Origin of the sequence: Kribbella soli (assembly GCF_004331345.1) — a bacterium.
GTDB lineage: Bacteria > Actinomycetota > Actinomycetes > Propionibacteriales > Kribbellaceae > Kribbella > Kribbella soli.
Genome location: NZ_SJJZ01000006.1, coordinates 335,330 through 360,540 on the forward strand (window position 1 = coordinate 335,330; position 25,211 = coordinate 360,540).

Here is a 25,211-nt window from a genome sequence, read left to right on the forward strand (position 1 = left end):
CGCCATCACAATTGCCGCCGCATCGCCGACCCCACGCTCAGGGGTCCCGCTCCGCTGCGATTGTGATGGCCTGGCGGTCCGCCTCCGTCAGCCTGTCGGGTTTTCCTCGGCGTAGATCTTCGCCGCGTTCGAGGCGTCGATCAGGCGCGTGGGGAGGGTCTGCGTCTTCTCGATGGTGCCGCACTCGACCAGGATCTTCTTCGCGGCGGCGATCGCTTCCTTGCCGTTCGTCGGGTACGTGAAGGTGGCGGACAGGCGGCCCTGCTCGACGGCCTTGATCCCGCCGGACGGGATCGGCAGCGCGTCGATGCCGGTGAACTTCATCTCCTTCTCCCGGCCGACCGCCTTCGCGGCCAGGTAGGCGCCCTCGGCCATCGGGTCGTTGTGCGAGTACACGACGTCGATCTTCGGGTTCGCCTTCAGCAGGGCGTCCATCTGCGCCTGCCCTTTCTCCCGCAGCCAGTCACCGCTCGCGCTCGCGATCACCTTGACCTTCGGGTTGCCCTTGATCCCCTCGACGAATCCCTCGTGCCGCTCGGCCTGCGGGGTCGCGCCGGCCAGTCCCTTGAGCTCGACCACGTTCCCGCCCTGCGGCAGCAGCTTCTCGGCGATGTACTTCCCGGCCTCGCGACCGATCTGCACGTTGTCGCCGCCGATGAACCCGGTGTACGCGTCGCCCTCGACCTTGCGGTCCAGCACGATCACCGGGATGCCCTTGTCGTAGGCCTTCTTCACCACCGCGGTGAGCGGCTTCGCCTCGTTCGGGCTGATGATCAGCAGGTCGATCTGCTGGGTGATGTAGTTCTCCACGTCCGCGACCTGCTTGGCGTTGTCCTGCGCCGCGTCCGCGAACTTCACGTCGAACTGCGGCACGTCCTTGGCCGCCGCCTTGATGTCGTCGTCCATCCGCTGCCGGTACGGCTCGGCGACGTTCGCCTGGCTCATCCCGATCGTGTACTTGCCGTCGGTTCCCTTGCAGGACTTGGACGACCCCGGCGACGCACCGCCCGAGGCCCGTTCGCTGGTCGTCCCGCAACCGGCCAGCACCAACGCGGCCATGACAAACGGGGCTGCGGCAGCCAGTGGAATTCGTACAGAGCGCATGACGAGCCTTCCTTACGAGGTGGGGCGGAGTCGCTGCAGCGCGGCGGCGGCAACGATCACCAGTCCCTTGATCAGGAGCTGGATGTTGGAGTCGATGTTGTTCAGGGCAAGGATGTTGTTCAGTACGCCGAGCAGCAGCGCACCCGCCACCGTCCCGGCCACCGAACCACGGCCGCCCGCCAGGCTGGTGCCGCCGATCACCACCGCGGCGATCGCGTCCAGCTCGTAGCCGATGCCGTCGTTCGGGCTGCCCTGGTTGAGCTGGACGGCGTGCACGATGCCGGCCAGCGAGGCGAGCAGCCCGCAGATCGCGAACACCGCGATCTTGACCCGGACCACGGGTACGCCGGACAACCGCGCGGCCTTCTCGTTGCCGCCGACGGCGTACAGGTGCCGGGAGAAGGCGCTGACCCGGAGGAACACGACCGCGGCGATCGCGACCACCGCGAAGATGATCACTGGGATCGGCACCAGGCCGCCGAAGGTGCGTTCGCCGAGCAGTGCGAACGACGTCGGCGCTTCCTTCGGTCCGTCGCCGTACGCGATCGCGACGCCCTGGCCGCCGGACCAGATCCGGGCCAAACCTCTGGCTATCTGCAGGCCCGCGAGGGTGACGATGAACGACTGGATCCCGATCATCGCGGTCGCGACGCCTTGCAGGGCGCCGAAGACCAGGCCGATCGCCAGCACCAGCACGACAGACGGCAGGAAGCCCCAGTCGTTCTCGACCATCAGGACGGCGGATCCGACCGCGGCGAGCCCGAGCACCGCACCGACCGAGAGGTCGATCCCGCCGATCAGGATCACGAACGTCATGCCGACCGCGATGATCCCGATCTCGGACACCGCGCGGACCACGTTCGCCAGGTTGTCCGCGCTGACGAAGAGGATCTCGCCGTTCTTGCGCGGCGAGAAGATGATCGCCGCGACGAAGACCGCGATCAGCCCGAACACGCTCTGGAACCGGAACAGCGTCGCGACCACGGATGGCTTCTCCGTCGTCACCACCTTGTCCTGTACGTCGGTCACTACACTCCTCCGACCTCGTCGAACACCGCACCTTGTCCCATCGCCGCCGCCAGCAGCTCGCCCTCGCCCGAGTCCGCCGTACTGAACGAGGCGACGTCGCGGCCGTCCCGCAGTACGACGACGCGGTCGCAGACCCCCACCAGTTCGGGAAGCTCCGACGACGCCAGCAGTACGCCGAGACCCTGCGCCGCGAGTTCACCGAGCAACCGGTAGATCTCGGCCTTCGCGCCGACGTCGACGCCGCGCGTGGGCTCGTCGAGGAGCAGCAGCTTGGGCTCGGTGAGCAGCATCCGGCCGAACACGACCTTCTGCTGGTTCCCGCCGGACAACGTGCCGACCTCGTCCTGCAGGCGGCCGAACTTCAGCCGCAGCCGATCGGCCATCCTGGTTGACGCCGCGCGCTCCATCCGGCGGGCGATGACCCCGAGCCGGCCGTACGACGGGAGACTCGAGACGACTGTGTTGGCGAGGATCGAGTGGAAGAGCACGAGCCCCGACGCGCGCCGGTCCTCCGGGACGAAACCGATGCCCTGAGCAAGCGCTTGACGGGGCCCGCGAGGCTGGATCGGCTTGCCCTGCAGGAGAATCCGGCCGGTGCGGGTGCCGCCGGGTGCGACACCGTACAAGGTCTCGAGGAGTTCGGTGCGGCCCGCGCCGAGCAGGCCGGCGAGACCGACGATCTCGCCGGAGCGGACGGTCAGCGAGATGCCGTCAGGGTCGCGGCGGCCGGGTCGTGGGCGGCGGGCCTTCAGCTTCAGGTTCTCGACGCGCAGCAGTTCGTCGCCGGTGTCGGAGTCAGGAGTTGTGAACATGGTCTGCACCGGGCGGCCGACCATCGCCTCGACGACTTCCGCCGTACTGAGTTTGCGCGGGTCGAAGCTGGTGACGATCTTGCCGTTGCGGAGGACGGTCGCACGGTCGGCGACCTTGGCGATCTCCTCCATCCGGTGCGAGATGTAGACGATGCCGACACCGCTGTTCCGGAGCTCGCGGATCACGTCGAAGAGCCGCTCGACCTCGGAGCTGGTGAGCGCGGAGGTCGGCTCGTCCATGATCAGCACCCGGGCGTCGAGCGAGATCGCCTTCGCGATCGTGACGAGTTGCTGCTCGCCGACGCGGAGCTCACCGACCGGCCGGCGCGGGTCGAGGCTGACACCGCTGCGGTCGAGGAGCTCGCGGGCCTCGCGTTCCATCCGGCGGCGGTCGACGGTGCGCACCGTCGTCCGCAGTTCGCGGCCGAGGAAGATGTTGTCCGCGACCGACAGGCCCGGGACGAGGTCGAGTTCCTGGTGGATCATCGCGATCCCCGCGGCCTGTGCGTCGGTCGGGCCGCTGAACCGCACCGGGGTGCCGTTGATCGCGATGCTGCCCGCGTACTCCGTGACGTCGCCGGAGAGGATCTTCATCAGCGTGCTCTTGCCGGCGCCGTTCTCGCCGAGCAGGGCGTGCACCTCCCCGGCGCCGAGCACGAAGTCCACCTCGTGACACGCCTGCACCCCGCCGTACCGCTTCCCGATTCCCACCATCCGGACCAGGTCAAAGCTTTCGGCCATGACACCTCCGCGATTCGGGCGAGTAATCGATTTCCCGGACGCTAGACCGCACACGTCCGGGGCGTCAACCCCTCACACCCCAATCGAAGAGCTACGAATGGCTACGCAGGCAGAACCCCCGCCTTGATCGTTGCAAGCGGCGCGGAGGGCGGGTTCTGCCTGCGTGGCGGTTCAGCTCCCAGACACACTCACCTTCGCGAACAAAGGGCGACCGCTCGGCGGCATCACGAACCCCTGGACGCGGGAGCGGACGGCCGCGTTCGAGGCGAGGTCGGCGGGGAAGATTCCGACGGCGTCGTCCCAGATCGTCTTGCCGGCCTGCTGGTAGAGCTTGGGGCGGGCGGCCTGGTCGACCGATGAGCGGGCGTCGAGGAGGGCCTTGTCGAGCGCGGGGTTGCAATAGCCGTTGCGCTTGGCGGTGCAGACGTACAGGCGGGCCAGTGTGTAGTCGGCGTCACCAGTGCCGGTCACGTTGGTCTGCAGGTTCATGTCCCAGTTGAGCTTGCCGAAGTCCTCCAGCCACTGCGCGCGTTCCTTCTCCAGCGGCTTGACCGTGACGCCGATCTTCGCCCAGTCCGAGATCATCGCCTGCGCCAGCGCCCGGATGTTCGGCCCGCCTTCGAGCGGCCACTGCATCGACGTGGTGAACCCGTTCGGGTACCCGGCCTCGGTCAGCAACTGCTTCGCCTTCGCCGGGTCGTAGGTGTACGGCGAGAGCTTCGGCGCACCGATCACGCCTTGGGCCAGCGGCGCCTGCGCGACGGATGCGAGATCGCCGAAGAGATCCTTCACGGTGCCCTCGAGGTTGAGCGCGTGCCACATCGCCTGCCGGACGCGCTTGTCGTTGAACGGTTTCCGGTTGGAGTTGAACCAGTCGAAGTAGTACGTCCAGCTCGGCGTCGTCGAGTACGTGATCGCATCGCTGCCCTTGACCGAGCCGACCTGGTCGGGCGGGATCTGCGTCAGTACGTCGACCTCGCCGTTCTCCAGCCCGGTGATCCGCCCGGCGACCTCCGGGATGTTCACGAACTCGAGCTTGCTCAGCTTCGGCGCGCCGTCCCAGTACGTCGGGTTCGCGGCCAGCTCGAGCTTCTCGTCGGGCTTGAACGAGGAGACCGTGAACGGCCCGGTCCCGATCGGCTTGTTGAAGAACCCGTCGGTGTTGATCTTGGCGGCCGGCCCGATGAACAGCAGCGTCAGCGAACTCAGCAACGTGCCGAGCGGCTTGCTGGTCTTCACTGTCACGGTCTGGTCGTCGGTGGCCGCGAACGACGTCACTGTCGAGTAGAGCGGGACCAGCGGGCCGTCGAGCTTCTTGTGCCGTTCGTACGACGCCACCACGTCCTTCGCGGTGAACGGCGTACCGTCGGAGAACTTCACGCCGGAGCGGAGTTTGAACACCCACGTGTTCGGGTCCGGGTTCTCCCAGGCGGTGGCCAGGACCGGGACGATCTTGCCGTCGTCGACGCGGACCAGCGGTTCCATGATCTGCTGGATCGCGGTCTGTACCGCCTCCTCACCGGCGTACTTATGGGTGTCCAGCGACACCGGGAACATCGCCGGCGCGTACCGCAGGACCTGTTCGCCGCTGCTCGGTTCACTGGCCGGCGAGCACCCGGCCACGCCTAGGGTGACGGCGACCAGCGCCGCCACGATTCGCTTCCTCAGCACAGGGGTTCTCCTCAAAGCGTGTAGGTGGCGACGACCGGGTAGTGGTCGGAGGGTGCGCGGCCGTCGTGGAAGAAGTCGACGACCTCGCTGGACCGGGCGGCGAGCGGGCCGCGGGCGAAGATCCAGTCGATCGCCTTGGGTGGTGAGGCGAGCGGCGACAACCGCGTCCCGATCGGACCGGTCGCGACCGTCGGCACCACCGGATGGGTCACCGGTGAGTGCCGGCCGAGGGCGGTGAAACTGTCCAGGAACCCGGCGTTCCCGAGCTCCCACTGCGGTGGGCCGATGTCGTTGATATCGACCGTGAACAGGCAGGCGCCGTCGCCGGCCAGGCGTTCGAGCGCTTCCCCGATGGCGCGGGCCTGGGCGATCCGGCGGTTGACGTGATCGGTCCGCTCGTCGGAGTGGCCCGGCCAGGTGAGGTGCGCCGTACTGAAGATCAGCTCGGTGCCGTCGGGGGTGCGCAGCCGGACCCAGAACAGGCGGGCGTCGGGCGAGAGGATGCCGACGTCCTCGGCCCCGTGCTCGACGTACGTGAACAGGTCGCGTCGCCACCACAGGTTGCTCTGGGTCTCCCAGCCTGCGGTCCCGTCGATGCGGTCGTGGTCGGGCAGGACGTCGTCGAGCAGCTTGCGGGTGGCGGGCCGGAGTTCCTGTACGGCGAGCAGGTCGGGCGGACGCGTCGCGAACAGGCTCGCGATCGCGTCCCGGCGCTGGTCGAGGTAGAACTCGGACCACAGGTTGTAGGTCATCGCCACGAAGGTGAAAGTCATCGGTCCATCCCGGTAGGCACGTTGTACGACGTGAGTCCGTCGAGCCGGAGCGTGGTGAGCGAGCAGTTCCCCGGCGGATCCAGCAACATCTCGTCCCCCGCCGGCAGCCCGAGCGCCGACGCCGCCGCAACCCGGATCGGCCCGCCGTGCGTCACCACCAGTACTCGCCGTACGCCGGACCGCGTGATGTCCTGCGCCGCCTCCCACACCCGTGCTCGCAACTGCCGGAAGGTCTCGCCACCTCCGCGAGCAATGTCTTCACCACGGGCGAAGGCCTCGACGACGTCCGGCTCCTCGGCTGCGAGGTCTGCGATCATCCGCCCACCCCACGTCCCGACGTCGATCTCCCGCCACCGCTTGTCGACACGGACCTCAAGGTGATCCTGGCTGTCCAGATAAGGCTGCAAGGTCTCCGTCACGCGTTGCAGGTCGCTCGCGACAATCCCGTCGAACTCGAGCGACTGCAGGTATTCCGCGGCCTGCTTCGCCTGCTGCCGGCCGCGTGCGCTCAAGCCGGTGCCTTGCTGGCCTTGGTAGCGGTGCTCGGCGTTCCACACGGACTCGCCGTGGCGGAGGAGGACCAGTTCGGTGACGCTCATCGGGCGGCTCCAGCGAGCTCGGTGGCGAAATGGCAGGCGGCGGGGTGCAGCTCGAGCCGGGTCGTGAGCTCAGGTACGTCGTGCGCACAGGTCTCCTCCGCCTTCCAGCAGCGGGTCCGGAAACCGCACCCCGACGGCGGGTCCGCAGGTGACGGGACGTCGCCGCCGATGATGATCTGCTCGCGCGCCGGCTTGTCCCACGGCTTCGGATCCGGCACCGCGGACAGCAGCGCCTGCGTGTACGGATGCAACGGCCGGGTGAACAGCTCGTCCTGGGACGCGGTCTCCACGATGCGCCCGAGGTACATCACCGCGACGCGGTCGGAGATGTGCCGTACGACGGACAGGTCGTGGGCGATGAACAGGTACGCGAGCCCGAGGTCGCAGCGCAGATCGTCGAGCAGGTTCAGGACCTGTGCTTGCACCGACACATCGAGCGCGGAGACGGCTTCGTCGCAGATCACCAGCTTCGGGCGGAGCGCGAGCGCGCGGGCGATGCCGATGCGCTGCCGTTGCCCGCCGGAGAACTGGTGCGGGTACCGCTCCGCGTGGTCCGGGTTCAGTCCGACCCGCTCGAGCAGGTCGCGGACCTCGGCGCGATGTTGGTTCCGGGGTACGACGTCGGGGTGGATCTGCCACGCCTCGGCGATGATCTGCTCGACGGTCGCGCGCGGATTGAGCGACGCGTACGGGTCCTGGAAGATCATCTGCAGCTGCCGGCGGACCCGGCGCATGGATGCCTTGGGCAACGAGGTCAACTCGTCGCCGTCGAAGACGATGCTCCCCGAACGCGCCTTCTCCAGCCCGATGATGGTCCGCGCGACGGTCGACTTCCCGGAGCCCGACTCCCCCACCAGCCCCAGCGTCCCACCGGCCGGGATGTCGAAGGAGACGCCCGCCACGGCTTGGATCTGCCCGACGGTACGCCGGAGTACTGGCGACCGCATCGGGAACGAGGTCTGCAGGTCGCGCACCGACAAGAGCGGAGACTCAGTGGACATCGGTGAGGACTCCTTCCGGGTGGTGGCAGGCGGCCTGGTGGGTGCTGGGGCGGTCGGGAAGCTGACGGAGGACGGGCTCGACCTCGGCGCACTGTTCGTCGGCGTACTGGCAGCGTGGGCGGAAGGAGCAGCCGGAGGGCAGGGACAGGAGATCGGGCGGCGAACCCTGGATGGGCACGAGGCGATCGCGAGGGCCGTCCACGGCGGGGACGGACGCCATCAGACCGGAGGTGTACGGGTGGCCGCTGTGTTCGTAGACCTCGCGGAGGGAGCCGGTCTCGACGACGCGTCCGGCGTACATCAGGATCACCCGGTCGGCCACGCCGGCGACGACGCCGAGGTCGTGGGTGATCAGGACGAGCGACATCCCCTCCTCGGCCTGCAGCCGGGTCAGGAGGTCCATGATCTGCGCCTGGACCGTGACGTCGAGCGCGGTCGTCGGCTCGTCCGCGATCAGCAGCCGCGGCGACAGGGCGAGTGCCATCGCGATCATCACCCGCTGCCGCATTCCGCCGGAGAACTGGTGCGGGTAGTCGTCGAGCCGCTTGGACGCGGCCGGGATCCCGACCCGCTTCATCAGGTCCAGCGCGGCCGCCCGCGCCTCCCGGCGGGACGCACCGCGATGGCGACGGAACATCTCGCCGATCTGCGCACCGACGCGGAACACCGGGTTCAGTGAGCTCAACGGGTCCTGGAAGACCATCGCGATCTCCCGCCCACGCAGGCCTTTCGCGACGCCCGGTGCGAGTAGGTCGCGGCCGTCGTACGAGATCGACCCGCCGCACACCCGGCCGGCCGGCTTCGGCACGATCCCCATCACGGCCTGCGCGGTGACGCTCTTCCCGCTGCCCGATTCCCCCAGTAGGGCAACGGTTTCACCGGAACCGACGTCGAACGACGCCCCGTCGACGGCCGTCACTACTCCACCAGAAGTGGCGAACTCGACCCGCAGGTCGCGCACACTCAACAGCACCATCACAGACTCCTCAGGCGTGGGTCGTACCGGTCGCGGAGTGCGTCGCCGAGTACGCCGAGCGAGATCACCAGGAACGCCAGTGCGATCCCCGGGATCGTCGAGATCCACCACGCGTCGGCGAGGTAGTTGCGCCCGTTCGCGATCGTCACACCCCAACTGGGTGTCGAAGCCGGCGTCCCGAGACCGAGGAAGCTGAGCGACGCCTCGGCCAGGATCACGTGACCGATCTCGACCGTCGCCACGACCAGCACCGGCGCGACACAGGCCGGCAGCACGCAGCGGGTGACCAGCCGCCAGGTCCCGGCGCCCAGTGTCCGAGACGCATCGACGAACTCCCGCCGCCGCGTCGCCAGCGCCTGCCCGCGGGCGACCCGCGCGAACGTCACCCAGTTCGCCACCGCGAGCACGATCACCACGTTCACCACCGACGGACCGAGCAGTGCCGCGATGAAGATCGCCAGCAGGATCGAGGGAAACGCCAGCTGGATGTCCGCGAGCCGCATCAGGACGCCGTCCAGCCAGCCGCCGAAGTACCCGGCGGCAAGGCCGATGGTCACGCCAATGGTTCCGGCCAGCAGCAGGGTTGCCAGCCCGACCGCGATCGAGATCCTTGCCCCCTGCAACATCTGGGCCAACAGGTCCTGCCCTACCTGGTCGGTGCCGAAGATCGCGAACGACCCGTCGGACAACCGGGTGAACGGCGGCTTCAGCCGGTCCGCGGTGCGGGTGTCGACCGGGTTGTACCGGAACAGCCACGGTCCGATCGCCGCGGCCACGACGTACACCGCGATCACCGCGAACCCGAACCGGATCCGGGCCGACCCGGCCCGGGTACGGCGGCGGGCAGCCACCGGCGCCACCACGGAAAGCTCGACAGTCAAGGTCAGTCACCAGCCAGACGGACCCGCGGGTCCAAGAAGCCGTACAGGAGGTCGACGAGCAGATTGATCAGCACGAAGATCGTTGCCACCAGCAAGATCGAGGCCTGGACGACGCCGTAATCGCGGCGCCCGATCGAGTCGATCAGCAACCGCCCGACACCCGGCCAGGCGAACACCGTCTCGACGATCACCGTGCCGCCGAGCAACGCGCCGAACTGCAGGCCGACGACGGTCACAATCGGGATCAGCGCGTTCCGCATCGCGTGCACGAGCACGACGATCCCCTCGCCGAGACCCTTCGCCCGCGCGGTCTGCACGTAACCCTCGTGCACGACCTCGAGCAGCCCGCTGCGCGTCAGTCGCACCAGGATCGCCAGGAAGGGCAAGGCCAGCGTGATCGTCGGCAGCACCAGATGCGCCCACGATCCGGAGCCGGCACTCGGCAGCACCTTCAGTCCACGGGCGAACACCAGGATCAGCACGATTCCCAGCCAGAACGATGGTGTCGACTGGCCCATCAGCGAGAACACCGAGATCGCCCGGTCCACCCAGCTGTGCGCCCGCAACGCGGCGATCACACCGAGCGGCAGACCGATCAGCAACGACAGCAGCAACGCGGTCGTCGCGAGCTGGATCGTGGCCGGAACCCGTTGCAGCACAAGGCTCATCGAGTCCGCGTTGAGCCGGAAGGACTCGCCGAAGTCCAGGTGCACGACGTTCGCCAGGTACGTCGCGTACTGCTGGATCAGCGACTGGTCGAGTCCGAGTTGCGCCCGCAACGCGGCCACCTGCGCCTGGTCCGCATCGGGCCCGAGCATGATGTACGCCGGGTCGCCGGGTACGAGCCGCAGTACGACGAAGATGATCGTGACCGCACCCCACAGCACGAAGAGCGAGAAGAACAACCGCCGGACGACGTACGCCCCCATCAGACGCCGCTCCGCAGTACGGAGACCACGCGCCGGACCTCATCGACCGACCCTTGCTGGATCAGCTCCGCGCCGAGCGCACCGGCGCAGGTCCCGTCACTCGCCCGCACCGGCACGGCAACCATCCGCGGCAACGACGCCACCGGCCGCGCGTTGTGCGCGAACCCGGACACCCGGATGCGCTGCAACGTGTCGAGAAGATCCGGCGTACCGGTCACTTCGTTTGTTGGAAGGGCGGAGAGGTACGCACGTCCGAGCGCGCTCTGCCGCAGCGAGACCGCGTGACCTGGTTGCACCGAGGAACCACCCGCTACGGCCGCGACCTGCAGGACGGTTCCGGTTGTCTTGGGCAACGGTTTTGCGAGAACGACCAGGCGGCCGAGGCGGTCGCCGAGGGCGGTCAGGGTGTGTTCGGGACCGGCGCGGCGTTGCGCCGTACGCCGAAGTGCGGCCAGACCGTCCAGAGCCGTGTAGCGGTGGTCGTCGACGCGGTCGGCCAGGCCGTGGGCGCAGAACGTGGCGAGGATGCGGTGCACGGTGCTCTTGTGCAGGCCGACGGTGACGGCCAGTTCGGTCACGCCGTACGCGCGGTCCTCGCGGTTGAGCTCGGCCAGGACGGTCAGGGCACGACTCAGCGACTGCATGGTGCCTCCCGGCGGATGAAGGGGGAAGCTGCCGTGAACGTTAACGGTAGCGTTAATGCACCGTAGAAGCGTGTGATTTACGTGTCAATAGACCATCGTTGCTGAGGGTGAAACGGCCCGTTGACGGCCAGTTCCCGTGAACGTTAACTTCACACAACATCCACCTAACCCCGCCCTGGGAGGCTCTGCGTGACGACATCCGACGTACGCGCCGCGCTACTGTCCGCCGATCCCCGGCTGTCCAAGTTCTCGCCGTTGCCGCGCATCCTGGCCTTCGACGAGTTCGACAGCGGGACGCACGGCTGGACCGAGCTGCTCGGCAACTACAACGGCCGCGGCGACCTCAGCACGGTCGACGACCACATGCGCGACTTCCGGCCGCCGCAGCTGTCGGCCTGCAACTTCTTCGACATCGGTACGCACGGAGCGCTCAGCGGCACGTACGCGCTCAAGCTCGCGACCCGCCCGCACAAGGGCCACACGGCGGTCGCGATCCGCCGGCTCACGATGAGCGGCCGCGGCCTCGTGCAGCTCGAGACGTACTTCGCCTTCAAGTCCGAGGCCACCCTTGGCGGCGGCGCCGAGCTGGACAACTTCGGCGACGTCCAGTGGGACGGCAACACGCACCCGTCCGAGGCGCAGTTCGGCGCGTTCACGGTCGCCACCGACCTGTGCGGTGACGGCGGGCTGCGGTACCACACGGTCGCCCGCTACCAGAACACCGATCTGGACAACCACTTCACCCGGCGGTGGATGGCGCCGACCGTCCCCGAGCCGACGCCGCGCGAGCACTTCGAGGGCAAGGTGAAGCTGGAGTACGCCGCCGACTTCACCGCGCCGAACCCGGAGGACTGGCAGGCGTTCGGCGAGCCACAGGAGCTCTGCTACAACGAGGTCCCGACCAAGGTGAACTGGCACTACCTGCGCTGGCTGATCGACACCGACAAACGGCGCAACGTGGAGCTGCAGGTCAACGACCGGGTGATGGACATGCGCGACGTCCCGGTTCCGCCGTACGAGGAACGCTACGAGACGCTCGAGAACCTGCTGAACTTCTACTTCTCGGTCCGCACCCACAGCTCGGTGCGCAACTTCCTCTTCCTCGACTCCGTCCTCATCTCGGTTGATTGGTAGGCCCATGCGACAGTCCATGACGGCGGTGCTGGAACGCGACACGACGTTCGACACCCGCTTCGCGACCGAGCCCTACGAGGTCGCCTGGGCCGGTGAGGCGCGCTGGTTCGTGCAGCACATCGGCGGCGACGGTACGGCGACGTACGTCACCCAGGTCTCCCCCGACGGCATCACCTGGTGCGACCTCGACGATCAAGAACATGTCGTCGAACCGGGCAAGCTGGTGAGCTGGCCGGCTGCCGGGTTCGGCCACTGGCTGCGGTTGCGCGCTAAGGTCGAGGGCTCGGTCCAGGTACGCATCCACCTGGCCGTGAAGGCTTAGCCTCAAGGGGGAGGTCGTATGACGGAGGCCCAGGGCCCACGACCGCGGCCGACGTTGCGGGACATCGCGACGGCGCTCGGCCTGTCGGTGAACACCGTGTCGCGCGCGCTCGGCGACAAGGACAGCGTCAGCGCGAGCACGCGGGCCGCCGTCCAGGCCGAGGCCGCGCGGATCGGGTACGTCCCGAACACGCTGGCGCGGTCGCTGGTGCTCGGCTCCGCGATGACACTGGGCCTCGTCATCACCAACCCCTCGAACCCGTTCTACGCGCAGCTGATCAGCAGCATCGAGCTCCGGGTCCGCGCCCAGGGGTACTCGTTGCTGCTGCTCGTCACCGACGAGAGCGTGGAGAACGAGCAGCGCGCCACCGAGGCGTTGCTGCGCTCCGCGGTGGACGGCGCCGTGGTCGTGCCGGTGCAAGCCGAGTGGGACCACTGGCGCCGTGTCCGCGACAGCGGGATCCCGCTGGTGTTCGTCAACCGTGACGTGCCCGAGCTCGACTGCGACATGGTCGGGGTCGACTACGAACGCGGGTCGTACGAGGCCACCAGCCACCTGATCGCGGGCGGTGCGCGCCGCCTGCTCCTGCTCGAAGAAGACCTGCCGATCACCACCACGGCAGACCGGATCACCGGCTTCCGCCGGGCCATGGCCGATGCCGGGCTGAAGGTGTCGGACGACCAGGTCCGAGCGGTGCCGACGAAGCGGTACGACTCGCTCGCGCTGCCATGGCAGCCAGAGGAGGCGTACCGCTTCGCCCAGACCCTGCTGACCGACGGCCACCCCGACGGCGTGGTCACCGGGAACGACTACTTCGCCCTCGGCCTGCTCCGGGTCCTCGCCGAGCGCGACCTCGCCGTCCCGAGCGACGTCGCGATCACCGGGTACGGCGACCACCCGTACGCGGCGTACCTGCAGACGCCGCTGACCACGGTCCGCCTGCCCGCGGCGGAGGTCGGCACCACCGCGGTCGACCTGCTGCTGCAACGCCTCCGCTCGTCCGGCGAACGCCCCCGCAAGACACTGATCCGCCCGGAGCTGGTGATCCGGGCGTCGGCCCCGCACCGCCAGGCCATCACAATCGACCGCTGAGAGTGGCGCCCCGCCTGCAGCGTCGGGCCACTCGCCAATTGTGATGGCGTGGCGGTCGTCCTACTCGTCCAGCCAGGCTCTGACCGACTCGTTGTGCTCGCCGAGCCGCGGCGGCGGGAGGTTGGTCTCGCGTGCGCCGGCGTACTGGTTGTCGTCGAAGCGCAACGGCGGGCCGGGGAGCTGGATGGTGCCGAGGGTCGGGTGCTCGACGTCGATCAGCAGGCCTTGTGAGCGGGTCTGCTCCCAGTCGTACACCTGCTGGAAGTCGCGGACCTTACCGGCCGGAATCCCCTTCTCCGCAAGACGTTCCAGCCACACATCGGCCGGCGCACCGGCGAACGCGGCCTCGATCGACGCGGTCAGCTCGTCCCGATGCGCCACCCTGGCCGAGTTGGCCGCGAACCGTTCGTCCAACGGATCCAGACCGACGATCGGCGCGAACAGTCGCCAGAGGCCTTCGCTGCCGATCGCGACCTGCACGATGTCGTCCTGGGTGCGATAGAGCCCGTACGGCGCGATCTGCGCGTGATGGTTGCCGACGCGTTCGGGGAGCTCGTGTGCGACCGTCCATTTCGTGCCGTGGAACGCGTGCACGCCGACGACCGAGGCGAGCAGGCTGGTGCGGACGACTCGCCCCTTGCCGGTGATCGATCGCTCGTGGAGCGCGGCCAGGGCGCCGTACGCGCCGTACATCCCGGCCAGCAGGTCCGCGATCGGGGCGCCGACCTTCGTCGGCTCGGTCTCGCCGGTGATGCTCATCAGGCCGCCCTCACCCTGGGCGATCTGGTCGTACCCGGCGCGGCCGCCCTCGGGGCCGTCGTGCCCGAACCCGGTGATCGACAGGATCACCAGGCCGGGGTTGAGCTCGTGCAGCCCTTCGGTGGAGAAACCGAGCCGGTCGAGCACGCCGGGCCGGAAGTTCTCCAGCAGGACGTCGGCCTTCCGGACCAGCTTGGTCAGGAACTCCTTGCCCTCGTCCGACTTCAGGTCGGCGGTCACCGACTCCTTGTTCCGGTTCGCGGACAGGTAGTACGTCGACTCGCCGTCCACGAACGGCGGACCCCAGCCACGGCTGTCGTCGCCGCCGTTCGGCGTCTCGACCTTGATCACCCGCGCCCCGAGATCCCCCAGCATCATCGCCGCATGCGGCCCGGCCAGCGCACGGGTCAGATCCACGACCACGACATCGGAGAGAAGGTTCTGCACGAGATCGAGAGTAGGCGAGGACGGCGCGGGTGGCCGTGATGCGGTTCTCATCCGAGGTGCGTTGAACCGATCCTGCCGTCCGCACGTGTCCCCGACAGGGGAGCCCCCTGCACACCAGACCTGGAGGGATCATGTCCGTACGCACCAGCATCGCCGCCGTGGCCACCGCCCTTGCGGCCACCGCACTCGGCCTGCCTGCCGCGAGCGCCGAACCAGCCATCCCGTTGAACGGCGACCAGGAGGCGGCCGCCGCGGATCCGGACGGTCACGGGTTCTTCACCTACTCGATCGACGGCACCACGTTCTGCTGGCGGCTGACCTGGCAGGGCATCGAGCCCGCGACCGCCGCGCATGTCCACCTCGCCCCGCGGCACGTTGCCGGGCCGGTGCTCATTCCGCTGGCGATCACCAGCTCCCCCTCCGCGGGTTGCACCACGATCAGCGCCGACCTCGCCGCCGGCATCACCGCCGACCCGAAGGCGTACTACGTCAACATCCACAACGCGACGTTCCCGGCAGGTGCCATCCGCGGCCAGCTGAAGTAGCTCAGCTCACCTTGCGGGCCAGGGACGCGAGCCGATGGGTGACGTCCCTGGGCCGCTCCTGCATGAGCATGTGGCCGGCGCCGGGGTAGATCCAGAGGCGGGCGGTCGGGAGCTGGGCGGCGATCCGGTTCGCGTGCCGCGGCGGGAGGAGCCGGTCGCGGGTGCCGTGCATGATCTCCACCGGCAGCTGGTCGAGCACCTTCAACGTGTGCCCCCGGTCGTGCTCCAGCATCGTCTCGAAGAACCCGCCGTACGACGGCCCAGGCACCACAGCCAGATCCGCCATGAACAGGTCGACCTCAGCCGGGTCCGGCTTCTTACCGAACACCACCTGCCGCAAAGCCGGCCGCTGCAGGTTCGCAGCAAGCCGCGCGGCACGACGCGCCCGTCCTGCGGCTTCGGCGTGGCGGTCGGCTCTCAGGCCGACTCGGTTCAGGATCCGCGGAGCGATCCGGGCGGCCGCGGGATCGAACCGCTCGGGGATCCCGAGTGCTCCCTCGGTGAGGTGGCCGGAGGTTGTGCTGACCAGGGCGGCTGCGCGGATGCGGGAACCGAACAGCTCGGGGTATTGCTCGGCGGCCGCCATCAAGGTCATGCCGCCCATCGAGTGGCCGGCGTACACGACCGGCCCGTCGCCGACGACCTCGTCGAGGACCGTGACCAGGTCGTCCGCCAGCTGATCGAGCCGCGTCGAACCGGCCGGCGCGGCGTCCGACCGGCCGTGTCCGCGGTGGTCATACGTGACGACCCGCACCGCGTCCTGCCCGAGGATCTGCGGCAGTCCCTCCACCTGGTTGTGCCAGGAGCGCGTCGAACATGTCCACCCGTGCACCAGCAGCACCGTCACCGGCGCGTCGGCCGGCCCGGCCACCTCGACGTTCAGCCGTACTCCATCTGCGGCCGTCACCCCGGACCGCTCCAACTGGATCGTCACGCAGTCTCCCGTTCCCGTTCGCCGGCGGCCAGGTGGGCCGCCCGCATCCGCCCGCCGCGGGCACCGCGCCCGACCAGCCAGGCGATCCCGATCACCTCGAGCAGCCCGACCACGGCGAGCAACGCATAGCCGGCGTTCCACATCCATCGTGGCACGTCGGTCCGTTCCTCGCGCCGCAACGTCTGCTGCTCGTTCACGAACTCCACCGTCTGCCCGTTCGACACCTGGATCGCGGGCTTGCCGATCGCCAGGTCCTCCGGCGCGTACACCCAGCTCGCCACCAGGTCCCGCGGCGCCTGGTGCAGCCGGATCATCGACTTCCACTTCCCGTACATCGGCAGCGGGTCGGCCGACCGGTACGTGCCGTCGGCAACCTTCTTCATCGGGTGGAACACCAGCCCGCCGCCCTGCCAGGCGAGCGCCTCGAACCACCGCGCCCTGTCGACATGGGCGGCCGCGTCAGGCGGCGACATCGTGATCGTGACGTACGCCGTCGGCTCGGCCCCCGTGGCCACCCGCTCCAACGACACGACCCCCGACACGCCCGCATCCGCGGTCCGCGGCACGCAGAAGAACACCGTCGCGACGACCGCGACCAGTCCGACCGCACCCAGTTGATGGGTACGCCGGACCGCGACCGCCCGGATGTACTTGATCCCGATCGCGCGCTCCTCACCGGCCACCTCGGCGTACCGGGTCGCGAGCCAGGCCCCGACCAGGCCGGCGCCGGCTCCGACGATCACGCCATACCCGATCGCGGCCGGCAGCATCGACGACGGCCACGGGATCGGCATCCAGACGTGGCTCCAGGCGTACTCCGCGACCACGCCGGCCGTCCCGATCAGCACACCGGAGACGAGTCCCAGTCGGAAGCGGCTCTTGTTGCCGAGAGCAAGCGCCACGAGCTCGACCAACACTGCCTCGACGATCAGCAACGGGAAATGCCCGACGATCTCGCCGAGCGGCTCGGCCACCGCCCACGCGATCCCGCCGCGGATCAGCAGGTACACGGCCAGCGCCGCGAACGTCGTCCCGGGACCGCGGCGGGCTCGCAGGATGGTGAACGCCATCGCGGCGCCGAACACGATCAGCAGCGGCTGCAGGATCAGCGGGAACTGCGGTACGCCGTAGTTGAACTCGGTGCTGAACAGGTCCCATGCGATCAGCAGCGCGCCGACCGACACGAGCTCCTGGAAGAGCCGCCGCTTGTTCGGCCCCATCAGCTGCTCAACCTCGGCGATCGCCAGCAACCGGGCGAAGATCGAGAAGACCACGCCGCCGATCATCAGCAGGTGGGTCGGTCCCCAGAGCGTGACGTCCTCGCCGAACAGCCGGTGCCAGACGTCGTCGAGCGGGAAACCGACGAGCGCGAACGTGCCGCAGACCGTGATCAGCGCGGCGCTGCACGGGATCCGCCAGCCCTTGGTCAGCTTGATCGTCCGGGCCGGCAGTGGCTTCCGTGCGAGTGCGATCGGCAGTACGCCGGAGACGATCACGCCGAGGATCCCGAAGAAGATCGGGTAGTGCGCCGGCGTCCCGAACGGACCGGTGTCGCGGCCCTTGTCGATGTGCACCGCGATGTCCCACCAGACCCCGAACGCGCAGGCGAGCAGCGAGACGGCGTGCAGGTACGGCGTGAGCGCGGCCCATCGGGGGACTCCGTCCAGTCTCCCGATGGTGTCCGCGAACCTCCCTACCAGCGTGACGCGGCCGGTGCGTTCGCGCCACAGCAGCACGGCGAGTGCGACGTACAGCAGCCCGACCACGCCGGTGACGATCGCGATCTGGTCGAACGTCGCCGTACCGGTGGTCGCCAGCGGGATCGCCATCGGGTGCTCCTTCATCCGGCTGCGTGGTTCAGGCGCGACAGGAGGCATGCGCCATGGCTGATGTTACATCTACTATGTAACGTGGAGTCTGGAAGACTGTCAAGGGTGGACGCACAGGACGAGGAGCTCACCGTCGACCAGCTCGCCGCCAAGGTGGGCATGACGGTGCGAAACGTACGCGCGTACGCCGGGCGCGGCCTGATCCCGCCGCCGCGGCTGGCCGGCCGGACCGGGTACTACGGCCAGGACCACGTGGCCCGGCTGACGCTCGTTCGCGAGCTGCTCGCCAAGGGCTACACGCTGGCCGCGGTCGAGCGGATGCTGGGCGAACTGCCCGATGGCGCGATGGCGCTCGGTGTCTTCGAGACCCTGGTGAACCCGTGGACCCCGGCCGAGCCCGAGGTGCTCGACGAATTCCAGCTGGCGGAGCGGGCCGGCGTACCGCATGATCCCGCGGTCATCGAGCGGCTGGTCGAGCTCGGGATCGCCGAGCGGCTGGACGACGGCCGGCTCCGGATCGCGAACTCGGACCTGCTGCGGACCGGCCTCGAGGTGATCAAGCTCGGCGTCCCGATGCAGGCGATCTTCGAGATGCTGCCGAAGCTGTTCGCGCAGGCGGACGCGGTCGCCAAGACGTACGTCGAGCTGTTCCGCAGCACGGTCTGGCGCGACTTCACCAACGCGGGCATGCCGACGGAGGGCTGGCCCGAGATCCAGCGGACGCTGGAGGGCATCATTCCGCTGGCCGGGCAGGCGCTGGTCGCTGCCTTCCGGGAGGCGATGGCCCGCGAGATCGAGGTCGTCGCGTACGAGGAGCTCGGACTCAACCCGAAAGACCTCCCCTCCGCGGGCTAGACGCGCTCCTGCAGGGCGCGGTCAGCATGTCAGCGCTCACTCGCCCAGTCTTCTACCCTCCGCAGGCGTTCCACTCGGTCGGCGAGGTTCTCGGCCGTGATCTGCCCATCGACGTACCGCCCGTACCAGTGCACGAGACTCGTTGCCTCGCGCATCAGTTCGAGCTCGCGGATCGCGGACAGCTCGGCATCGGTCAGCGGGAACGCGTCGAGGTACCCACGCTGGAACGCCTCGCTCGGGTGGCCGACCTCACCGAAGAAGAACCGGCCGACCGCGAGATCCATCGCCCGGTAGCCGGGGCCGGCGGTCTCGAAGTCCAGGATCGCGGCGACGCGGTCACCGGCCATCAGTACGTTCGTCATCGCGAAGTCGCCGTGGATGATCTGCCGCGGCAGGTCTGGCCGCGGGCCGATGCCGGTGAGGATCCGGGCGACGTCGTCCCGGTCCTCCGCGGCTACGCCATCGATGACCCGATCGATGCTCGGCACGCGCGGGTGGACGTTGGTCAGGTCGCCGTCCCACACCCGCGGCGGCGGCAACTCCGCTTGATCCAGCCGGCCCAGTGCATGGTCCAGCTCGGCCAGCGCACGTCCGCACGCCTCCACGCGTCCGGAATCGCCGCGCACCGGATGCTCACCGGGGATGCGGCGACTCAGACTCGCGAGAACCGTCTCGCCGTGGAGCTCTCCGCGCACTGTGGTTTCTCCGTCAACCGGCACAGGAACCGGTACGGCGAAGGACAGTCCACTCAAGGACCGCAGTACCGCGTGCTCGTACGTCGGGGCGATCGCGTTCCGATGGATGCGCAGTACGAACTCGTCACCGACGTAGTAGCCGGTGTTGTTCGTGCCTTCGGTGAGCGGGCGTACGGCGTACCCCTGAAGCCCCCAATGCCTTAGCAGACTGTCCACCCCGGCATCTTCCCTGAGGGAAGGTCCGGGGACAGATAGGTAATCCTCCGCATGTGTGAACCGGTCCTCATGCGGGAGCGTATAGCTACCAGAACACATCGGGCAGGAGGAAGAGGATGCGCCAGATCCAGATCCGTCGGCGGCCCCGCACCACCACGACACGCCGCCAGACTCAGACCCTCGACCTCCGGACCCCGTCCGGGCGCCCACTGCCGTTCTGACGGCACCGTTTTCCTAGGTTGACTCCGATGAAACTCCGACTGCATGTCCACCACGTCCGCTCCGGCGGCTGGTGTGCCGACATCGACGACGACAACGATCGGCAGCCCGACGACCCGTACTGGTGCGTCGACGCGTGGCCGACCCTCGAGTCCGCCCTCGCCGCCGGTTGCGCCCAGCTCGCCGAACTGGCCCGCATCACCGCCCCGTCCCGCGTCAGCGGGTACTACGAACCGGCCCTGGCCGCCTGAACCCACGGGGAACCCAGAGGCCCGGCGAACCGCAGGGGGTTTGCCGGGCCTCTCTTATTTCTTGGTGAGGTCGCACCGCTCGGGAAGATCACCTAGGTCGGAGTTCCAGTCGTCCTCGTCGTCCGGGAGGTTCGCTTCGTTGCGGCGGGCGATGCGGACGAACGCGATGATCAGCAGGATCGGGCCGAGGACCATCGCAGTCTCGGGGATCCCACCCATGTGCAGGCCGATCATGAGGCCGTCACCAGGGCGATCCCGCCGGCTGTGAACGCGACCATCGCGGCCAGCATCGGGTACTGCGCCCTGCGTAACTGCCGGCGCCGGAACAGGTCGGCAGCGCGATCGTGCGCGGACACGACCCCAAGTACGTGTCCGAGCACGATCGCACCGATCTGGACCCCCGCGATCAGGCCGGTCCCGAGGAACGCGTAGTCGATCCGCGTACCGCTCGTCCCGAGCAGGTCCCAGCCGCGCCCGAACGGGTCGGTCGCAAGCAGCCAGCCGTCCTGACCCTGGAACATCGCGAACGAGAAGTAGTGCGCGACGGCGTACCCGATCGCTATCGGCACCAGCGAATGCACGAACGCACCCGGTAGCCCGGCGGCCCCGACCGCCCCCGGCCGAATCTGCGCCGCGGCGGTCGTTCGCGCGGCCAACAAGAACAGGGCGGTGACGATCGCGATCGCGGCGATCAGCCCAAGGGTGTAGACGACGAGGTGCTGCGGTCGGCTCAGCTCACCGGTCAGCCGCATCCAGGCCGACCAGCAGGAGATTCCGTCGAAGGCCGTTGAACCGAGCAGCAAACACAGCAGTCCGACGATCCCCGGTTGCTGCGGCATCGTCGCCAGTCCGGCGAGCGGGTTGCGCAGTTCGAGCCGGCCTCGAGCGCCGCGGCCGATCGGGCTCAATCGGCCGAGCGTCTCGGCGTACACCTCGAAGCTGTCCCCGATCGCGAACCAGGACGGGCCGTACACGATGCCCGCGGCAACATTCACGACGGCGTACGTCGTGGCGAAGATCGCGACCACGCGCGGCTCGGAGCCTTCGGGGTACACCAGTTCGAGCCAGAGGAAGCCGGCCAGACCGGCCACCGCGGGCCAGTACGCGATCCCGTCCGGGAGCCGCCGGTACGACGTACGCCGTACCAGGCCCGCGATCGTCCGCAACGGGTTTGCGAGCCGCCAGATCGGTCCGCAGAGCAGCGAGAGCGGGATGATGCCGACCCAGATCCATACGTACAGCCAGGTCGGCCCCGGATTCAGGGACGGCTCGGGGTTGCCGAACCACGCGGCCCCGAGCAGGAGTGCTAGCGCTGCTAGCCCAGCCAGCCTCAGTACGACGCGGGTCGCCGGGTGGTCGACGATCCGGGTCAGGACCTCGAGCGGGCGGCCAATCGTCCGCTCGAAACGAGGGCGCGACCAGAACGCGGCGAGCGCGAAGAACGACACCGCGACCGCGGCACCGGCGGAGTAGATCGCCAGCCACAGCGGCACCGGCAGGTCCCCTCGACCGCCGATCCCATGCAGTGGCAGCACCGCGTACTCCGATCAACCGGACTATCCGACCGATCGAATGTAACACGACCGATGTCACATAGCGAGGGTCTGATATTCGGAGGGATCGAAGCGCCGGGTCAGCTGCCGGAACCGGAACGTGAACGACGGCCAGATGGTCGTGTTGCGCCCCTCCGAGTCCAGGTACCAGCTGGTGCAGCCGCCGCGGGTCCAGATCGTGTTCCGCATCGACGAGCGGACCCCGTCGACGAACGCGCGCTGCACGTCCCGCCGTACCTCGACCTCACGCAGGCCCTGGGCGTCCATGGTCTTCAGCGCGTCGAGGATGTACGCGATCTGGGACTCGATCATGAACACCATCGAGCTGTGCCCGAGGCCGGTGTTCGGGCCGATCAGCATGAAGAAGTTCGGGAAGCCGGCGATCGCCGTACCGAGATGGGCCTGCATGCCGTCGGCCCAGGCCTCGCGCAGCGAGACACCGTCGCGGCCGTGCACCATGTCCATCACCGGCAGGTCGGTGACCTTGAAGCCGGTGCCGTAGACGATCGTGTCAACCTCGTGCTTCACGCCCTCGGTGGTGACGATCCCGGTCGGCGTCACCTCGGCGATCCCGTCGGTGACCACCTCGACGTTCGGCCGCGCGAGCGCCGGGTAGTAGTCGTCGGAGATCAGCACGCGCTTGCAACCGAGGGTGAAGTCCGGCGTCAGCTTGGCCCGCAGCAGCGGGTCGCGGACCTGGTGCGCGAGGTGCTTCTCGGCGACCTTCTGCGCCTGCTTCATGATCGCGGGCAGCTTGGCGAACCCGAGCACCATCGACTCGCGACCCCAGTAGATCCCGGCCCGGACGGCCTTCTGTACCAGCGGGAAGCGCCGGTAGATCGCCTTCTCCGCCGCGGTGATCTTGCGGTCGGGCCGCGGCATCACCCACGGCGGCGTCCGCTGGAACAGGTGCAGTTCCTCGACCTCGGGCTGGATCGCCGGCACGAACTGGATCGCCGACGCGCCGGTCCCGATCACGGCGACCTTGCGACCGCTGAGGTTCAGGTCGTGGTTCCAGCGCGCGGAGTGGAAGACCTCCCCCTCGAAGTCCTCGATCCCGGGCAGCTTCGGGTACGACGGTTCCGCGAGCGGGCCCATACCGGACAGCACGATGTCCGCGGTGAACGTCTGCTGGTTCGTGGCGATCTGCCAGCTGCCGTCCACCCAGCGCGCCGACTCGACCGTGTTGCCGAAGCGGATGTGCGGGCGGACGCCGTACGACTCGGTGACCTTGCGCAGGTAGTCCTCGATCTCGGGCTGCGGCGAGAACGTCGACGACCAGTCGGGGTTCGGCGCGAACGAGAACGAGTACAGGTGCGACGGGACGTCACACCGGCAGCCCGGGTACGTGTTGTCCCGCCAGGTGCCGCCGACGTCCTCAGCGCGCTCCAGTACGACGAAATCGTCGTACCCGGCCTGCTTCAGCCGGACCGCCATCCCGATCCCCGCGAACCCGGTGCCGATCACCACGATCCGATGCCGCTCGCCCATGAGGTTCTCCAGCCCGTTCGTTCGTCGTCGGAGGTTACTTGTCCGGAACTTACTCGTAGTAAGTTACTCGGAGTCAGTTAGACTGCGCAAGTGACCTCGACCACGGTTCCCCAAGGCCCGCCGAAGCGCCGACGCGACCGGGCCGCTCGGGAACGGGAGATCCTCGAGGCGGCCGAGCGGATCTTCGGCGAACGCGGGTACCAGGGCACATCGATGGACGACGTCGCCGCACAGGTCGGGGTGTCGAAACCGCTGATCTACCAGTACTACGGCTCGAAGGACGGCCTGTTCCTCGCCTGCCTCGCCCGGCTCCGCGGCCACCTGCTGGACACCGTCGCCGACGCCGTGATGGCCGCCCCCGACGCCGAGGACGCCCTGTACGCCGGGTTCCTGGCCTGGTTCCGCTTCCTCGACGAGCACCCGCAGGCGTGGTCCGTCCTGGTCGACGAGGGCATGCTGAGCGCCGGCCCCGCCGCGGAGGCCACCGACGAGGTACGCGCGGCCTTCATCGAACTGATCGCCCAGATGGTCCGGATGAACCTTCCCGCCGGCCGCCCCGTCGACGACGACGAGGTCCAGATCGTTGCCCAAAGCATCTCCGGCGCCACCGAACGCCTGGCCATCTGGCGCACCCGCGCCGCCACGCCACCAACCCCCGAAAAGGTGGCCCGCACCCTCCAAGACCTTCTCTGGCAGGGCCTCCACACCCTCAAGACCACCTGATGCACCTCGAGTCCCACCCCGAGGCCGCCGTACCGCAGGCCCTCCGCCACCAGATCCACGCGCTGCAAGACCAGGCCTGGCCCGATCCCCCAAACGACGGCCGGCCCGGCTCCCGAACACCTGCGACCGGCGCTCCGCCGGACAACGGCCTGGTCCACGACCCGGCTCTTCAGCCGCTGTCGCTGATCCTCGTCGACGACGGCATGGTCGTCGCCGCACTCGACATCCTGCGCAAGCCGCTTCACCACGCCGGAACCACCTTCCAGGCCGGCGGTCTCAGCACCGTCGTGACCCGCGCAGACCTCCGCGGCCGCGGCTACGGCCACCACCTGATCACCGCCGCCCGCACGGCGATGATCGACCTCCACCTCGACCTCGGCATCTTCACCTGCGACCGGCCTCTCCAGCCGTTCTACGAATCGGCCGGCTGGCAACTCCTCCCCGGCACGGTCCTGATCGGCGGCACCCCCGACGCCCCGTTCCCCAGCGACCAACCCGGCTTCGACAAGGTCACCCTCGCCTCCTTCTTCACCCCAACCGCCCGCGAAGCCGCCCCCACGTTCCACCACACCCGCATCCCCCTCCACCCAGGCCACATCGACAAACTCTGGTAACCACGCCGAGGCTCAGCCCGCGCCCCCGACCTACCCGAGTGCTCAGCTGCCCAAGGTGCACGCGCAGGCGTCGGTCTCGCCGCACGGCTTCATCGCCGACCCCAACAGAACCGGCTTCGCCTGCCTGGACGGGTGACATCGTCGACGCGGCCACCGGGAACACGTTCGCCTGGTGCACTGCGGGAGACGTGCAGACCCTCACCAGCCAGCCCGACCCACCGCACGAACGCAGCCACTCGGCCCAGCCGCGCGTGCCTACCGCGAGCCGTCGCCGAAGTACGCTCGCACCCAGCCGACAGCGCCTGCTCTGGCAGCAGTGTCGGATCGGGGCTGACGTGGTCGTAGTAGTGGTGAGGGCACCGACGAAGACGC

The 25,211-nt window shown here is 68.7% G+C and carries 26 protein-coding genes; 8 read left to right on the forward strand and 18 right to left on the reverse strand.

Annotated elements, in window-relative coordinates:
- Positions 1-87 precede the first annotated feature (87 nt).
- The 11 genes from E0H45_RS40675 to E0H45_RS40725 form a co-directional block, all read right to left on the reverse strand.
- Positions 88-1,104 (reverse strand): substrate-binding domain-containing protein, encoded by a 1,017-nt coding sequence (locus tag E0H45_RS40675; protein WP_131347864.1) that lies wholly within the window; start codon positions 1,102-1,104, stop codon positions 88-90.
- 12 nt (positions 1,105-1,116) lie between these two features.
- Entirely contained in the window at positions 1,117-2,133 is a 1,017-nt protein-coding gene (locus E0H45_RS40680; protein WP_131347866.1) for an ABC transporter permease, read from the reverse strand.
- Complete coding sequence (locus E0H45_RS40685) at positions 2,133-3,686, reverse strand: sugar ABC transporter ATP-binding protein (RefSeq protein ID WP_131347868.1); 1,554 nt, start codon at positions 3,684-3,686, stop codon at positions 2,133-2,135. Before E0H45_RS40685 ends, E0H45_RS40680 begins: the two co-directional genes overlap by 1 nt.
- A gap of 171 nt (positions 3,687-3,857) precedes the next feature.
- Positions 3,858-5,357: an ABC transporter substrate-binding protein gene (locus E0H45_RS40690; protein WP_131347870.1), complete on the reverse strand. Its 1,500-nt coding sequence runs from the start codon at positions 5,355-5,357 to the stop codon at positions 3,858-3,860.
- Positions 5,358-5,368: 11 nt separating this feature from the next.
- Positions 5,369-6,130 carry an endonuclease/exonuclease/phosphatase family protein gene (locus tag E0H45_RS40695; RefSeq protein WP_131347872.1) on the reverse strand — a complete coding sequence of 254 codons (762 nt, stop codon included), beginning with the start codon at positions 6,128-6,130 and terminating at the stop codon, positions 5,369-5,371.
- On the reverse strand, positions 6,127-6,729 hold the full coding sequence (locus E0H45_RS40700) for a histidine phosphatase family protein (RefSeq protein WP_131347874.1): 603 nt from the start codon (positions 6,727-6,729) through the stop codon (positions 6,127-6,129). The genes E0H45_RS40695 and E0H45_RS40700 overlap by 4 nt, the downstream gene beginning before the upstream one ends.
- A complete protein-coding gene (locus E0H45_RS40705; protein ID WP_131347876.1) occupies positions 6,726-7,730 on the reverse strand; it encodes an ABC transporter ATP-binding protein in 1,005 nt (334 codons plus the stop codon). Before E0H45_RS40705 ends, E0H45_RS40700 begins: the two co-directional genes overlap by 4 nt.
- A complete protein-coding gene (locus E0H45_RS40710; protein ID WP_131347878.1) occupies positions 7,720-8,706 on the reverse strand; it encodes an ABC transporter ATP-binding protein in 987 nt (328 codons plus the stop codon). The genes E0H45_RS40705 and E0H45_RS40710 overlap by 11 nt, the downstream gene beginning before the upstream one ends.
- Positions 8,706-9,587 (reverse strand): ABC transporter permease, encoded by an 882-nt coding sequence (locus E0H45_RS40715; protein ID WP_202872753.1) that lies wholly within the window; start codon positions 9,585-9,587, stop codon positions 8,706-8,708. Before E0H45_RS40715 ends, E0H45_RS40710 begins: the two co-directional genes overlap by 1 nt.
- Positions 9,588-9,589: 2 nt before the next feature.
- Entirely contained in the window at positions 9,590-10,516 is a 927-nt protein-coding gene (gene nikB / locus E0H45_RS40720; RefSeq protein WP_131347880.1) for a nickel ABC transporter permease, read from the reverse strand.
- The gene (locus E0H45_RS40725; protein WP_131347882.1) at positions 10,516-11,160 is read right to left on the reverse strand and encodes a helix-turn-helix domain-containing protein; all 645 of its coding nucleotides are present in this window, start codon (positions 11,158-11,160) and stop codon (positions 10,516-10,518) included. Before E0H45_RS40725 ends, nikB begins: the two co-directional genes overlap by 1 nt.
- A 189-nt stretch (positions 11,161-11,349) precedes the next feature.
- Here E0H45_RS40725 and E0H45_RS40730 point away from each other — a divergent pair, with 189 nt between their 5' ends.
- From E0H45_RS40730 to E0H45_RS40740, 3 genes are read left to right on the forward strand one after another with little or no spacing between them, the layout of a single operon-like run.
- A complete protein-coding gene (locus E0H45_RS40730; protein WP_131293460.1) occupies positions 11,350-12,294 on the forward strand; it encodes a DUF6772 family protein in 945 nt (314 codons plus the stop codon).
- A 4-nt stretch (positions 12,295-12,298) separates the two neighbouring features.
- Positions 12,299-12,616 carry a hypothetical protein gene (locus tag E0H45_RS40735; protein WP_131347884.1) on the forward strand — a complete coding sequence of 106 codons (318 nt, stop codon included), beginning with the start codon at positions 12,299-12,301 and terminating at the stop codon, positions 12,614-12,616.
- A gap of 18 nt (positions 12,617-12,634) precedes the next feature.
- Complete coding sequence (locus E0H45_RS40740) at positions 12,635-13,708, forward strand: LacI family DNA-binding transcriptional regulator (RefSeq protein ID WP_131347886.1); 1,074 nt, start codon at positions 12,635-12,637, stop codon at positions 13,706-13,708.
- A gap of 60 nt (positions 13,709-13,768) precedes the next feature.
- On the opposite strand, the gene E0H45_RS40745 is transcribed toward E0H45_RS40740, so the two are convergent.
- Positions 13,769-14,914, reverse strand: coding sequence for a CaiB/BaiF CoA transferase family protein (locus E0H45_RS40745; protein WP_238155680.1), 1,146 nt, complete (start codon positions 14,912-14,914; stop codon positions 13,769-13,771).
- Positions 14,915-15,045: 131 nt separating this feature from the next.
- Here E0H45_RS40745 and E0H45_RS40750 point away from each other — a divergent pair, with 131 nt between their 5' ends.
- Positions 15,046-15,459 carry a CHRD domain-containing protein gene (locus tag E0H45_RS40750; RefSeq protein WP_131347890.1) on the forward strand — a complete coding sequence of 138 codons (414 nt, stop codon included), beginning with the start codon at positions 15,046-15,048 and terminating at the stop codon, positions 15,457-15,459.
- 1 nt (position 15,460) lies between these two features.
- Here E0H45_RS40750 and E0H45_RS40755 read toward each other — a convergent pair whose 3' ends face one another.
- Positions 15,461-16,393, reverse strand: a complete 933-nt coding sequence (locus tag E0H45_RS40755; RefSeq protein ID WP_238155681.1) for an alpha/beta fold hydrolase — start codon at positions 16,391-16,393, stop codon at positions 15,461-15,463.
- Positions 16,390-18,222 carry a hypothetical protein gene (locus E0H45_RS40760; RefSeq protein ID WP_131347892.1) on the reverse strand — a complete coding sequence of 611 codons (1,833 nt, stop codon included), beginning with the start codon at positions 18,220-18,222 and terminating at the stop codon, positions 16,390-16,392. The genes E0H45_RS40755 and E0H45_RS40760 overlap by 4 nt, the downstream gene beginning before the upstream one ends.
- A gap of 105 nt (positions 18,223-18,327) precedes the next feature.
- Here E0H45_RS40760 and E0H45_RS40765 point away from each other — a divergent pair, with 105 nt between their 5' ends.
- A complete protein-coding gene (locus E0H45_RS40765; protein WP_238155682.1) occupies positions 18,328-19,077 on the forward strand; it encodes a MerR family transcriptional regulator in 750 nt (249 codons plus the stop codon).
- Between the two features lie 29 nt (positions 19,078-19,106).
- Here the strand turns inward: E0H45_RS40765 and E0H45_RS40770 are convergent, their stop codons facing one another.
- The gene (locus E0H45_RS40770; protein ID WP_165546782.1) at positions 19,107-19,988 is read right to left on the reverse strand and encodes a phosphotransferase enzyme family protein; all 882 of its coding nucleotides are present in this window, start codon (positions 19,986-19,988) and stop codon (positions 19,107-19,109) included.
- A gap of 248 nt (positions 19,989-20,236) precedes the next feature.
- Between E0H45_RS40770 and E0H45_RS40775 the strand changes: the two genes are divergently transcribed.
- The gene (locus E0H45_RS40775) at positions 20,237-20,458 is read left to right on the forward strand and encodes a hypothetical protein (protein WP_131347898.1); all 222 of its coding nucleotides are present in this window, start codon (positions 20,237-20,239) and stop codon (positions 20,456-20,458) included.
- A 54-nt stretch (positions 20,459-20,512) separates the two neighbouring features.
- Here E0H45_RS40775 and E0H45_RS40780 read toward each other — a convergent pair whose 3' ends face one another.
- The 3 genes from E0H45_RS40780 to E0H45_RS40790 are packed head-to-tail and all read right to left on the reverse strand — an operon-like array spanning position 20,513 to position 23,502.
- The gene (locus tag E0H45_RS40780) at positions 20,513-20,692 is read right to left on the reverse strand and encodes a hypothetical protein (RefSeq protein ID WP_131347900.1); all 180 of its coding nucleotides are present in this window, start codon (positions 20,690-20,692) and stop codon (positions 20,513-20,515) included.
- The gene (locus tag E0H45_RS40785) at positions 20,689-21,993 is read right to left on the reverse strand and encodes a hypothetical protein (RefSeq protein WP_131347902.1); all 1,305 of its coding nucleotides are present in this window, start codon (positions 21,991-21,993) and stop codon (positions 20,689-20,691) included. The genes E0H45_RS40780 and E0H45_RS40785 overlap by 4 nt, the downstream gene beginning before the upstream one ends.
- Positions 21,994-22,047: 54 nt before the next feature.
- Complete coding sequence (locus tag E0H45_RS40790) at positions 22,048-23,502, reverse strand: flavin-containing monooxygenase (protein WP_131347904.1); 1,455 nt, start codon at positions 23,500-23,502, stop codon at positions 22,048-22,050.
- 90 nt (positions 23,503-23,592) lie between these two features.
- Between E0H45_RS40790 and E0H45_RS40795 the strand changes: the two genes are divergently transcribed.
- Positions 23,593-24,225, forward strand: a complete 633-nt coding sequence (locus E0H45_RS40795; RefSeq protein ID WP_131347906.1) for a TetR/AcrR family transcriptional regulator — start codon at positions 23,593-23,595, stop codon at positions 24,223-24,225.
- Positions 24,225-24,839 carry a GNAT family N-acetyltransferase gene (locus E0H45_RS40800; protein ID WP_131347908.1) on the forward strand — a complete coding sequence of 205 codons (615 nt, stop codon included), beginning with the start codon at positions 24,225-24,227 and terminating at the stop codon, positions 24,837-24,839. The genes E0H45_RS40795 and E0H45_RS40800 overlap by 1 nt, the downstream gene beginning before the upstream one ends.
- The last annotated feature ends 372 nt before the right edge of the window (positions 24,840-25,211 follow it).